We start from the raw sequence: 13,073 nt of genomic DNA, 5'->3' as shown, positions 1-13,073 counted from the left end.
TTGCGGCAGGAGTTTTTTGTTAATCTTCACAGCAGTCTTCCAGCAGTTTTTTTGCATCGATATATTGAGCAATACCTGCCGCTACTTTTTTAGATTCCTTCATTGCCAAAACTACGGTTGCAGGGCCGTGTACTACATCACCGCTGCTGAAAACCCCGGCTCTGGTAGTCATACCGTAAGGGCGTTCACGGGTAATAACAAAACCACGGTCGTCGACCTGGATACCTTTGGTAGTAGAAACGATACGGGCGGCAGGTCGCTGTCCGATAGCCAGGATAACACAATCACAGGGAATGACTTCCTGACCGCCTTCGGTTACGAACTGACCGTCATCAGTTTTGGTGATGTTTTGTACTAAAAGTCCAGCCAGATCTGTTTCGTCAGATTCTGCCGGTTTGCGGCGGATATTGTTTAAAGCACGCATCTGCTTTTTGTTCAGATAAGCGATGGGCTGCTTCAGAAAATTGAATTGTACGCCTTCTTTAACTGCCGCTTCGTATTCAGATGGGAAGCTGGAAATTTCGGCTTCGGTTTTATGATAGACGATAGTCACGTTTTCTGCACCGCGGCGTATTGCCGTACGAGCGGCGTCCATAGCCACGTTGCCGGCACCGATAACTACTACGTTATCGCCGTCATGCAGCAGTGTTTCACTTTCGTCTAATTTTCCGGAATCTGAAAGTACTACCATACGCAGAAAATATGTGGCAGTCAGAATGCCGGACAGTTCTTTACCTGGGATATCTAAAGTACGTGGCAGAGAAGTGCCTGTACCCATAAAAACAGCATCATAGCCCTGTTCGAATAAATCATCAACTGTAAAGTCCGGCCCGACCAGCATGTTGGTCTTGATTTCTACGCCTAAATGCAGCAGTTCAGTGATCTCGCGGCGGACAACGTCTTTTTGCAGACGAAATTCCGGTATGCCGAACAGCAGAATGCCACCAGGTTCTGATTGTCCCTCAAGAATAGTGACGGCGAAATTCATTTTAGCCAGATCGCCTGCCACCGTCAGACCTGCAGGTCCGCTGCCGATAACGGCAACTTTTCCGCGTTTGCCGGTAGAAGGAGGAAGTGGCTTCAGATTATTTTCGTGAGCGAAATCAGCGATAAACATTTCCAAACTGCCGATTTCGATTCCGTGTTTATTTTTAGTTAAAACGCAGTGAGCTTCGCATTGACGTTCATGCGGGCATACACGTCCGCAGATAGCGGGCAGGTTGCTGCGTTCGGCAATTGTTTCGTAGGCCAGACCGATATTGCCTTCACTGAGTGCGCGGATAAACTGCGGGATATTGTTGGCTATCGGGCAGCCGGTGCGGCAGGTGGGACGTGCACAATTCAAACAGCGGCGCGCTTCATTGATAGCTTCCGACATGGTCATTGTTCTGCTCATTCGTTGTTACCTCGCTTTTCATTTTGCTCGCGATGTTTTTTGATGATTTCTTCCAGTTCTTCCAGTCTGCTGTCCATACGTACCATATAATCTGCTAGACGGTCTTCGTAATCGGCAACTGGATCGGGAAGCTGGTTATGGTTCAGATCTATCATGCTGTCAGGGCTGCTCATATCGCTGGCGGCAATGCGGACTCCATCTTTGGTAACGATACGGCCGGGAACACCTACTACTACCGAGTTTGGCGGTACTTCCTTTAATACTACCGAACCGGCGCCGATCTTGGAATTGGAGCCGACTGTAAAGGATCCCAGTACTTTAGCACCGCTGGAAACGACTACGTTATCGCCGATCGTAGGATGACGTTTGCCTTTTTCCTTGCCGGTACCACCGAGGGTTACTCCCTGATAGAGCGTGACATTAGAACCAAGTTCTGCGGTTTCGCCAATAACAAGGCCCATACCATGGTCGATAAAAAGTCCGGGTCCAAGAGTTGCTCCGGGGTGGATATCGATACCGGTCAGAAATCTGGAAAATGTATTAAGCAGTCGGGGAATCAGTACCCAGCCTTTTAAGTATAATTTATGCGCTAAACGGTGGAGCCAGATAGCATGCAGACCGGGATAACAAAGTGCTGCCTCCAGCCTGGTTTTGGCTGCAGGATCGCGGTGCATAACTGCATCAATGTCGGTTTTAATTTGGTCTAACATGACAGACTCCTTTCGTAAACAGTTTTAAAGTGACTTCTTAACTTATATATTTTAGCACAGGGTATTTTCCAATGCAAATTATTGCAATGACAGACATTATCGCAGAAAGTTAAAAATATGAATAAAATATACAAAATATAATGGAATTGTAAAATTTTGTAAGTTGTGGTAAAGTTTAAAGAAATAAAAGTTCATAATCAAACAAAATGCTGAGAATTAAACCTGTACCACTGATAGTATTTATGCTATAATTAAAAGCGATTTACAAGAATAAAGTGTATACTATTTCAAAGCGAGGTGTTTATTACGGACAAAGATGTGATGAAAGCAAAAGTATGCGCCGCTATTGATGCCTGGGCCGCTAAAGTCGAAGCTTTAGCGCAGGATATCGAAAGGGAACCGGAACTTGGCTTTAAAGAAACTAAAACAGCAGCTAAAGTCACTGCTTTTTTACAGCAATTAGGTTTGGCACCTCAGACTGGTTTGGCCCTGACGGGTGTCAAAGCCCGCGTTGTAAGCGGACGTCCCGGACCTACTGTGGCAGTGTTGGGCGAACTGGATGCGATAGGGTGTCCGGACAGTTGTAAAGCAGATCCTCTGACCGGTGCGGCGCATGCCTGCGGCCATAATTTACAGGTTGCAACAATGGCTGCTGTAGCCTGCGGGATTACGCAGTCTGGTGTTTTGAGTGAATTATCAGGCGATGCCGTATTTTTTGGCGTTCCTGCTGAGGAGTATGTAGAACTTGCTTACCGCAACAAATTGATCAAAGAAGGCAAACTACATTTTCTTACCGGCAAGGGGCAACTTATTTATGAAGGCGCTTTTGACGATATCGATATGGCGATGCAGATGCATGCTGATAAAAATATGCCGGCAGCAACTGTATCCATTGGTGAAAGCAGCAACGGCTTTATTGGTAAAACAATTCAGTATGTAGGTAAAACAGCTCATGCAGCCGATGCGCCTGATCAAGGTATTAATGCTCTCAATGCGGCTATGCTGGGACTGATGGGAATCAACGCTTTGCGTGAAACTTTTCGTGAAGCAGACGTTGTTCGTGTTCATCCGATCATTACTAAAGGCGGCGACTTAGTAAACTCTGTTCCTGCCGATGTCAGGATCGAGACCTATGTACGCGCTAAAACCATGGAAGCGATCGAAGCGACTCATAAAAAGGTGGATACTGCATTGAAAGCCGGCGGCGATGCCGTAGGAGCACAGACGGTTATTGCCACGATGCCGGGGCAGTTGCCTTTGGCCTGCAATAACAGGCTGAACGAGTTGTTCGTAACCAATGCTAAAATTGCCGAACCCAATGTAGCAGTTAAAGACGCCGGACATTTCAGTGCTTCAACTGATATGGGTGACGTATCGCATTTACTGCCGGTTATTCATCCCTTTATTGGCGGGGTCGACGGCTTTTTGCATACGGCAGATTTTCATGTAGTCGATTTTAAGCATGCTGTATTGTTGCCTGCTAAGGCTTTTGCGATGATGATCATTGATTTGCTGGCCGACGATGCCGAATTGGCGCGTCAGATCAAAGCGGAGCACCACCCGCTGCTGACAAAAGAAGAATACATCGCCAAGCTTGATAAATATTTTCAGTAATTATAAGCTGTAACAGGAAAATGATGGAAAAGGGAAGGTGGATTTTGTGAAAAACATTAAAGTTCATGCCATCGTTTTAGCATTGATCATCATTGCGGAAATGATTGGTAACGTTTCTTTCAAGATCGGCGTAGGTACTATTGTACTGCTGCCGATGCTGTATGCCCTGATTATGGGTATTTTTATGGCACCTAAATTCTTAAAGGTAGTTAATCAAAAGGATATGCTGGATGCAAGCTCGCTGATCGGCATTACACTGATGCTGCTGATGGCACGTTACGGTACTTTGGTTGGGCCGACGCTGCCTAAAATTCTGGCGGCTTCTCCGGCTTTGATACTGCAGGAGTTTGGTAATCTGGGCACTGTTTTCATCGGTGTGCCTGTGGCTATTTATTTGGGCCTCAAACGTGAAACTATCGGTGCGGCTCACTCCATTGCCCGTGAACCTAACGTAGCTTTGATCGGCGAGCGTTATGGTCTTGACTCTGCTGAAGGGCGCGGAGTTATGGGAGTGTATATTGCCGGTACGGTTTTTGGGACTATTTTCTTTGGTGTTATGGCCAGTTTTGCAGCTGCGTACCTGCCCTTCCATCCTTATGCGCTGGCAATGGCAGCCGGCGTCGGCTCTGCCAGTATGATGACTGCTGCTGTAGGTTCTTTAAGCGTTATGTATCCGCAGATGGCGGATCAGATCGCTGCCTTTGGTGCAGCCAGCAATATGCTCTCCGGTCTTGACGGCCTGTATATGTGCATCTGGATGGCTTTGCCGCTGACAGAGTGGCTGTATAAGAAAATCTACCGCTTCAAATACGGTGTTGAACCGACAGGAAAGGATGCTGCAAAATGAAAATCAAAGATACACTGATCGTATTATTTATTGTCGGCGCCATGTCTCTTGTCGCCAACGCTATTGGCACCAAATATACTATCGTGGAAGCAATTCCCGGTCTGCTATTTTTAATATTTTTGGCAATTGCCGGTGTTGTTCTGGCAAAATATTTGCCGGGACGTATCCCTGCTGTTGCTTATATCGTAACTTTGGGCTGTATCCTGACTTATCCGACTATGCCCGGCAGTGACGTGATCAATGAAGCTGTTAAAAAAGTAGGCTTTTTACAGCTTTGTACTCCGATTCTCGCTTATGCCGGTATCGCTATCGGCAAAGACCTTGATGCTTTTGCCAAGAGCGGCTGGCGGATCGTTGTAGTTGCCTGTGTAGTTTTTACAGGCACTTATATCGGCAGCGCGATTATTGCGCAGACTATCTTGAAGGCACTGGGACAGATTTAATCAGCAGTATTTTCAGGCACTGGCCTTTGGCCAGTGCTTTTTCTTTGACCACGTTACTAAATTTACAGAGGTAAAAGCGAATGAGTTGAATTTATCGGCAAGATAAAGTACAATAGAAGTTAGAATTTTACCATATGGGAGGTATGATTATGGCTGAAGTTTTAGCAAAAACTACATTTTCCAGTGTTATTCACAACAACGAAGTTTGTGATGAAATAGTTAAATGGGGCAATGCTAACGGTTATCCTGTTACGAAAGCAAAATTACAAAATAAATTAGATGCGTATGTAGGGTTTTCGCCTGAGTATATGATTTTGGCAAAACGGCTGCCGCCTATTCCCGGAGGCTGGGATGTGACTGTCGAAAGCTACGAACCCGAAGAACGTATCATTCCGCTCAATGTTAAACCGGAAACAGGAGAGATCAACCGCTTTATCGTTAAAATGATGGAAGAATATGTCAAAGAAGGTCTGAAAATGGAGCTTGCTGAAAATATTTATGAATCTTATGGTACGCACCTGCGTGATTTAAAGGTCGTAGGTCATCCGATTCTCATCAATAATTTTGAAGATTTTATCGAAAATATGCGTTGATTGCCAGAACCTGCGTTTTACGCAGGTTCTTTTATAATTGCAGTCAATATTATACAAGATGGCACGGTAGATTTTTGGTAGGATAAGAAAAAGGAGCCTGCGGTGAAAAATGAAAAACGTTTTGTAAAATATGATAAAGAACTGCAGATAGAAGCCTATTGGTTTCAGGGAATCCTGCAGAAATTCCCGCAGCATTTTCACGAATATTATGTGCTCGGGTTTGTTGAGAAGAGTGGCCTGCGTCATATGTGCTACGATAATGTGGATTATTATATAACTACCGGTGATGTGCTGCTGTTCAATCCCTGCGTGCCGCATAACTGCGAACCAATGGATAATGATCTGCTTGATCTGCGCTGCCTGAATATTAAACCGGAGATTATGAGTCAGTTTATGCAGGAATTGACAGGCAGTGAGGAAGTGCCGCTGTTTGCCAGCCCTGTTTTACGCGGTGACGAATTGTCTGGATCACTCCTGCGTGAACTGCATCAAATGATTATGCAGGAACGGGAAGACCTGGTGAAGGAAGAAACTTTTTATTTTTTGCTGGAACAGCTTGTTGCTGCCGGTATCAGTAAAACCTCTATCGAGGCGAAAGCCCCGCCTGTACGCAGAGTAACAGAATATCTGCTGGGGCATTATACAGAAAAAGTGACGCTGGAAGAACTGGCAGCTGTGGCTTGTATGAACAAATATTCCCTGCTGCGGCTGTTTACAAAAACGGAAGGTATCACGCCTTATCGTTACCTGGAAACAATAAGGATCGGCAAAGCTAAGGAACTGCTTGCTCAGGACCTGGAGCCTGCTGAGGTTGCATTGATGACCGGCTTTAGCGATCAAAGCCATTTCAGTAAATTTTTTAAAGAGGTCATTGGTCTGACACCAGGGCAATACCGTAATATTTTTAAAGTAAAACAATAGGAGAAGCTATGCAGAATAAAATTTTGATGGGGCATCTTTTTGCTCTTGTAACGATCTTGCTCTGGGGTACGACATTCATTTCAACTAAAGTATTGCTGCGCAGCTTTACTCCGATAGAGATTTTGTTTTTCCGCTTTATTATGGGGCTGATAGTTTTGTTTCTGATCTATCCGTATCGGTTGAAGGTGACTGATAAAAAACAGGAATGGATCTTTGCCGGTGCCGGATTAAGCGGTATTACTTTGTATTATCTGTTTGAAAATATTGCGCTTGTGTATGCTCCTGCGTCTAACGTGGGAGTTATTACGGCCACAGCACCATTTTTTACAGCATTACTGGCCTGTCGTTTTTTGGCAGGCGAAGCTCTGCAGAAAAAATTTATAGTGGGGTTTGTACTGGCGATTGCCGGTATCGCCATGATCAGTTTCAACAGTGCTACACAACTGCAGATTAATCCTTTAGGAGATTTTCTGGCTTTAGCGGCAGCTGCTACATGGGCAGTTTATGCTGTATTGTCTAAAAAAATCAGTTCATTTGGTTACAATGCCATCCAAAGCACACGGCATACTTTCATGTATGGTTTGGTATTTATGCTGCCGGCACTGCTGTTTATGGATTTTCGCTGGGGTTTTGAGCGGCTGGCTGATCCTGTCAATCTGTTTAATTTGTTATTTTTAGGTGTCGGAGCGTCGGCGATGTGCTTCGTGACCTGGAATATGGCAGTCAAGCTGCTGGGAGCTATTAAGACCAGTGCCTATATTTATCTGGCACCTGTAGTTACTGTGATTACCTCTGTTATTGTTCTGGATGAGAAAATCACAGCGGTTATCGCCTTCGGTATGCTGTTGACGATGACAGGACTGCTGCTTTCAGGTGATGTTGTAGCTTTGGTCAAAGCAAATATGCGCGGTAGGGGAAAGTAAAATATTTTGTAAAAAGAAAATTTAAAATAACGTCTGCGAAAATGCAGGCGTTATTTTTTATGATATTTATGCCTTATAGGATATAAAAAAGCACCCGCAGATAAATCTGCGGGTGCTTTTAAGCAGTTTTTACATATCCTGAATATGGGCTTCAGCTACGTCAAAGTCTTTGACTATAGCAGCATCGGGTTTTTTATCCAGCAGGCTGACAACATAAATAGCCAGAGCTGAAATGATGAAACCGGGAACGATTTCGTAAATATCGGTGTAAGCAAAAAATTCTTTCCAGATAAGCACTGTGCTGCCACCGAAGAAAACGCCTGCAATAGCGCCTTTGATAGTAGTGCGGCGCCAGAAAAGGCTGAACAGTACAAGCGGGCCAAAAGAGGCGCCGAAGCCTGCCCAGGCATATGCTACCAGCTCCAGGATATAGTTGTTGGGGTTGGAAGCCAGCGCTAATGAGCAGCAGGCCACTAAAATTACAGATAAACGGCTGACAAAAACCAGTTCTTTTTCACCGGCATTTTTACGCAGCAGCGCTTGGTAAAAGTCGGTGGAGATTGCTGAAGCTGTTACCAGCAGCTGGCTGGAAGAAGTACTCATGATCGCGCCCAAAATAGCGGAAATGATGATGCCGGCCAGGAAGGAAACGAAGAATTCATTGTTAAGAACCATAAAAACAGTTTCGGCATTGACGCCTGTCAGCGTATCGCCCAACAACACGCGTCCTACAAGTCCGACCGTAACTGCGAAGAACAGTGAAAAGATTACCCAGACCATAGCGATACGGGTTGCCTGAGGGATCTCTTTGGCAGAGCTGATGCCCATAAAGCGTACCAGGATATGCGGCTGGCCGAAGTAACCCAGACCCCAGGCCAGCAGAGAAATAATTGCCGTAGCGCTTAGTGTGACGCCGGTAGCATCGGTAAAAAAGCTGAAATAGTTGGCGTTCATATTATAAAGTTTTTCAAAGGCTGTTACCGGACCACCGGCTTTAAAAATACCGGTTACAGGAACGATGATGATCGCAAAGAACATCAGGCAGCCCTGGAAGAAGTCGGTGCGGCAGACCGCTACATAACCGCCGGTAAAGGTGTAAAAAACTACAATGCCTGCCGTGATGAGCAGTGATTCAAAATAAGGCAGTCCAAAAACAGTATTGAATAAGCGTCCGCCGGCAACGAAACCAGAAGCTGTATAGATAAGAAAGAAAATAAAAATAAAAATTGCCGAAACGACACGCAGGATTTTTGTTTTATCGCGGAACCGGTTTTCAAAAAAATCCGGTAAAGTGATCGAATCGTTGGCTATTTTGGTATAAACACGCAGCCGCTTAGCCACAAACAGCCAGTTCAGCCAGGTTCCGATTGCCAAGCCGATAGCGATCCAGAATGCGCTGACACCTGCTACATACGCATAGCCCGGCAATCCCATCAGCATCCAGCCGCTCATATCTGAGGCTTCGGCACTCATTGCCGAGACCCATGGCCCTACCTTACGTCCGCCTAAAACATAGCCGGCCAGATCCTGTTCTTTTTTCATATGGAAAATCCCTATGCCGAACAGTGCTAAAAAATACAATCCAAATGCAAAAATGATGCCCCAATCTTGCTGCATCGCGACCCCTCCTCTTTAATTCAACAAAAACAGTATAAATATTATACACTTTTTTTAACCGCAGGTGCAAGAGTCAGCCTTTCCTTGACTGAATACGGCCACTGATATATAATATTTGAAGAAGTTTTGTAGACCGTTCCTTTTATTTATTGAAAGGAAGGTGCAGGCATTGAGGGGCTTGCTCCGTTTCGAACATAGGTTAACGCGGCGAAAGGGAGTAAGCTCTAGTCGTTTTTATGGAGTGAAAAGTGTTATGCAGCCTGTGAAAATACATATTTACAGCCAGTCACACAGCAGCGCAGGGACGGAAAATATCGAGACCACAGCTTACGGGAGACTGGCAGAAAAAAATAATAAATATTATGTTTTTTATGATGAATCTGAAGCAGCAGGTCTGGCAGGCACAAAAACTACTATCAAGTGGGATTATGAGAGAGTCATTATTCTACGCAGCGGCACGGTGGATTGCAGGCAGGAATTTGCCGGAGGTCTGGTCAGTGAAAGTATGTACCGGACTCCATATCTGGCTTTGCCGATGCGGCTGACGACAGAGTATTTATATGTTTATTGCCGAGACAAAGTCTGGCATATCGATTTGGAATATGTTTTAGAACTGGAAGGACAGACACGCAGCAGATTTAAGCTGAAGATGGAAATCGAGGAGGATGTCAAGCGTGAATATGAAGGAAGCACTGGCTGCTGCCATTAAAGCTGCCGCGGTTAAAGCGATTGCCGCCGGTACTATCAAAGAGGGAGACTTGCCGGAGGTATTATTAGAGGTGCCGCCGCAAAAGGAATTTGGTGATTTTGCCACCAATTTTGCCATGCAGTCAGCCCGCGGCTTAAAATGTAATCCGCGTTTAGTGGCTCAGGCTGTGATCGACAATCTGGACTGCCCTTATGTTGCAAAGGCTGAGATCGCGGGACCGGGGTTTATTAATTTTTATCTGAAACAAAATTGGACAGCCGAACTTTTGGCAAGTATCGTAGCGGCAGGTGCTGATTACGGCAATCTGCCTGCCAGAGGCGGCGAAAAGATCCAATTGGAATATGTGAGCGCCAATCCTACCGGACCGCTGCATGTCGGCCATGGCCGTGGTGCTGCGGTAGGCAGTTCACTTGCCAATCTTCTGAAAGCGGCAGGCTATGATGTTACCCGTGAATACTATATCAATGATGCCGGCAATCAAATCAATAATCTGGCTGCTTCGGTCAATGCCCGTTATCTGGAAGAGCTTGGTGTGGATGTGGAGTTCCCGGAAAACGGTTATCATGGTTACGACATTGTGGAAACTGCCAAACGCATCGTCAAGATCTACGGCGATAAATTCCTGCATATGGATGAGCAGGAACGTTTGCACGAATTCCGTACGATTGCCTTAAAAGAAAAGCTTGCTGCTCTAAAGGAAGATTTGGAAGCCTTTAACGTCACATTTGATGTCTGGTTCAGCGAGCAGACACTGCATGATGCAGATAAGATCAAAGAAGCCTGCGAACTTTTGACGGAACGCGGCTATATGTATGAAAAAGACGGAGCATTGTGGCTGAAAGCTACTGCTTACGGTGATGATAAGGACCGCGTCGTGATCCGTGATAACGGTGTGCCTACTTATTTGGCTGCTGATATTGCTTATCACTGGAATAAATTCAGCCGCGGTTTTGACCGTGTCATCAACCTGTGGGGCGCTGATCACCATGGGTATATCGCCAGAATGAAGGCAGCTGTAGGCGCTTTAGGGTATGATCCTGAGCAGCTGGAAGTTTTGATCCTGCAGATGGTCAGTCTGTACCGCAACGGTGAGCTGGTCAAGATGTCGAAGCGTACGGGTCAGAGCGTCACTTTGAACGAGCTGATCGAAGAAGTCGGTACTGATGCTGCCAGATTCTTTTTTGCTATGCGTTCGATCGACAGCCAGCTGGATTTTGATCTGACTCTGGCTACTGAAAAATCTAATGAAAATCCTGTGTATTATATTCAATATGCACATGCCCGCATTTGCAGTATCATGCGTCAGTTGGCTGAGGAGAATGTTGTTGAAGCGGCTGCTGCCGATTATAATCTGCTGACAGATGCGACAGAGCTGGAACTGATCAAAAAACTGGGCGAATATCAGGAAATGCTGGAGCTTGCGGCTAAAGAACGCGCGGTACACCGTGTGGCGCATTATGTGCACGATCTGGCCGGACTGTTCCATTCCTTCTATAATCAGTGCCGTATCCTGGGTGTGGACCCGGAAGTGCAGCAGGCACGGATCAAGCTGGTACAGGCGACCCGCCATACTATTAAACATGCTTTGAATATTTTGGGCGTATCGGCACCGGAAAGAATGTAATTTTTGGAGATAAAAAGCCATTTTATGAGGAACGGGAGGACAATCATGACGAAATATATTTTTGTAACAGGCGGTGTAGTTTCTTCGCTGGGGAAAGGGATCACAGCGGCTTCGCTTGGACGTTTGCTGAAAAGCCGCGGCTATAAGGTAACGATCCAGAAATTTGATCCTTATATCAATGTTGATCCGGGGACAATGAGCCCTTATCAGCACGGCGAAGTTTTTGTCACCGATGACGGTGCTGAGACCGACCTTGATCTGGGTCATTATGAGCGCTTTATTGATATTAATTTGTCAAAGAGTTCCAATGTGACCGCGGGCAAGATCTATTTGTCCGTTATCAATAAAGAACGCCGGGGCGATTATCTGGGACGTACAGTGCAGGTAATCCCTCACATTACTAATGAAATCAAAGAGCGCGTTTACCGCGTTGGCCGTGATGATAATGCTGATTTTGTTATTACAGAGATCGGCGGTACCGTCGGCGATATTGAAAGCTTGCCGTTCCTTGAAGCTATCCGTCAGGTAAAAAAAGAAGTTGACCGTAACGACGTCTTGTATATCCATGTAACACTTGTTCCCTATATAGCTGCTGCAGGTGAGCTCAAAACCAAGCCGACCCAGCACAGCGTTAAAGAGCTGCGCAGCATCGGCATTTCCCCGGATATCATTGTCTGCCGCAGTGAACGTCCTATTTCCAAAGATATGTGCGAAAAAATGGCTATGTTCTGCGACGTTGATCCGGAAGCTGTAATTCAGAATCTGACCGCGGCAAGTATTTACCAGGTTCCGATGCTGATGGAAGAACAGGGTATGGATTCCATCGTGCTCAAAAAATTGGATATGCCTGATAAACCAAAAGATATGACTTACTGGCATGAAATGGTAGAGCGTATACTGAAGCATTATGACCGCAAAGTAACGATTGCCGTAGTTGGTAAATATGTTGAATTACAGGATGCCTACATCAGTATTACAGAAGCATTGAAGCATGCCGCTGTTGCTAATGAAAGCGAACTGAAAATAAAATGGGTAAACGCCGAGAATATCGAAGCTCCTGAAACTGATATGCAGAAAATTATGGAAGGTGTAGATGGTATTTTGGTGCCTGGTGGTTTTGGCGACCGTGGCATAGAAGGAAAAATCAAAGCTGTGCAGTATGCCCGTGAGAACAAGGTCCCGTTCTTTGGTATCTGTCTGGGTATGCAGTGTGCTGTTATCGAATATGCTCGTAATGTCTGCGGTTTGGAAAATGCTAACAGTGCCGAATTTGTAGCTGACTGTAAGTATCCTGTCATTGATCTTATGCCGGAACAGGTAAGTGTAGAAGATAAAGGCGGTACGATGCGTTTAGGTCTTTATCCTTGTAAAGTTTATCCCGGTACTTTGACTGAGAAGGCTTACAAGGAAGAACTTGTTTACGAACGTCATCGTCACCGTTATGAAGTAAACAACGCTTTGCGTGAGCAGATAGTTGACGGCGGTCTGAGAATCGGCGGCACTTTGCCTAACGGACGTCTGGTTGAGATCGTTGAGATCCCGGAGGACAGACATCCCTGGTTTCTGGGTGCACAGTTCCATCCGGAGTTTAAATCCCGCCCCACTAATCCGCACCCATTATTTAGAGATTTCATTGCCGCTGCTTTGCGGGAACAAAAATAAGACTCTGAAGAAAA

At 45.6% G+C, this 13,073-nt stretch carries 11 protein-coding genes and 1 pseudogene; 9 read left to right on the top strand and 3 right to left on the bottom strand.

Annotation, left to right across the window (positions count from 1 at the left end; genetic code table 11):
• Positions 1–19: 19 nt before the first annotated feature.
• Entirely contained in the window at positions 20–1,396 is a 1,377-nt protein-coding gene (locus C8D73_RS04025; RefSeq protein WP_021718042.1) for an NAD(P)-dependent oxidoreductase, read from the bottom strand.
• A pseudogene (gene cysE, locus C8D73_RS04020) lies at positions 1,393–2,112 on the bottom strand (serine O-acetyltransferase); the annotation flags it as partial. The pseudogene cysE and the gene C8D73_RS04025, both read right to left, overlap by 4 nt.
• 315 nt (positions 2,113–2,427) lie before the next feature.
• On the opposite strand from cysE, the gene C8D73_RS04015 reads away from it, so the two are divergent.
• The 6 genes from C8D73_RS04015 to C8D73_RS03990 all read left to right on the top strand — a co-directional run bounded on the left by C8D73_RS04015 (position 2,428) and on the right by C8D73_RS03990 (position 7,447).
• A complete protein-coding gene (locus C8D73_RS04015) occupies positions 2,428–3,720 on the top strand; it encodes an amidohydrolase (RefSeq protein WP_113077398.1) in 1,293 nt (430 codons plus the stop codon).
• Positions 3,721–3,766: 46 nt separating this feature from the next.
• Positions 3,767–4,567 (top strand): DUF3100 domain-containing protein, encoded by an 801-nt coding sequence (locus C8D73_RS04010; protein ID WP_113077397.1) that lies wholly within the window; start codon positions 3,767–3,769, stop codon positions 4,565–4,567.
• On the top strand, positions 4,564–5,010 hold the full coding sequence (locus C8D73_RS04005; RefSeq protein WP_021718038.1) for a hypothetical protein: 447 nt from the start codon (positions 4,564–4,566) through the stop codon (positions 5,008–5,010). Before C8D73_RS04010 ends, C8D73_RS04005 begins: the two co-directional genes overlap by 4 nt.
• Before the next feature lie 149 nt (positions 5,011–5,159).
• Positions 5,160–5,603: a hypothetical protein gene (locus C8D73_RS04000; protein ID WP_021718037.1), complete on the top strand. Its 444-nt coding sequence runs from the start codon at positions 5,160–5,162 to the stop codon at positions 5,601–5,603.
• Positions 5,604–5,705: 102 nt separating this feature from the next.
• Complete coding sequence (locus C8D73_RS03995) at positions 5,706–6,524, top strand: helix-turn-helix domain-containing protein (protein WP_113077396.1); 819 nt, start codon at positions 5,706–5,708, stop codon at positions 6,522–6,524.
• 8 nt (positions 6,525–6,532) lie between these two features.
• A complete protein-coding gene (locus C8D73_RS03990) occupies positions 6,533–7,447 on the top strand; it encodes a DMT family transporter (protein ID WP_113077395.1) in 915 nt (304 codons plus the stop codon).
• 129 nt (positions 7,448–7,576) lie between these two features.
• On the opposite strand, the gene putP is transcribed toward C8D73_RS03990, so the two are convergent.
• Positions 7,577–9,064, bottom strand: a complete 1,488-nt coding sequence (gene putP / locus C8D73_RS03985; protein WP_113077394.1) for a sodium/proline symporter PutP — start codon at positions 9,062–9,064, stop codon at positions 7,577–7,579.
• 253 nt (positions 9,065–9,317) lie between these two features.
• Between putP and C8D73_RS03980 the strand changes: the two genes are divergently transcribed.
• Genes C8D73_RS03980 through pyrG form a run of 3 tightly spaced genes read left to right on the top strand, consistent with a single transcriptional unit; the run spans position 9,318 to position 13,059 of the window.
• Complete coding sequence (locus tag C8D73_RS03980) at positions 9,318–9,773, top strand: YwiB family protein (RefSeq protein WP_113077393.1); 456 nt, start codon at positions 9,318–9,320, stop codon at positions 9,771–9,773.
• On the top strand, positions 9,739–11,397 hold the full coding sequence (argS, locus tag C8D73_RS03975) for an arginine--tRNA ligase (RefSeq protein WP_021718032.1): 1,659 nt from the start codon (positions 9,739–9,741) through the stop codon (positions 11,395–11,397). Before C8D73_RS03980 ends, argS begins: the two co-directional genes overlap by 35 nt.
• A gap of 45 nt (positions 11,398–11,442) precedes the next feature.
• On the top strand, positions 11,443–13,059 hold the full coding sequence (pyrG, locus tag C8D73_RS03970; RefSeq protein WP_021718031.1) for a CTP synthase: 1,617 nt from the start codon (positions 11,443–11,445) through the stop codon (positions 13,057–13,059).
• The last annotated feature ends 14 nt before the right edge of the window (positions 13,060–13,073 follow it).

It is taken from the genome of Phascolarctobacterium faecium DSM 14760, assembly GCF_003269275.1.
In the GTDB taxonomy this organism is placed as follows: domain Bacteria; phylum Bacillota; class Negativicutes; order Acidaminococcales; family Acidaminococcaceae; genus Phascolarctobacterium; species Phascolarctobacterium faecium.
This window is presented reverse-complemented; position numbering and strand designations above follow the sequence as displayed.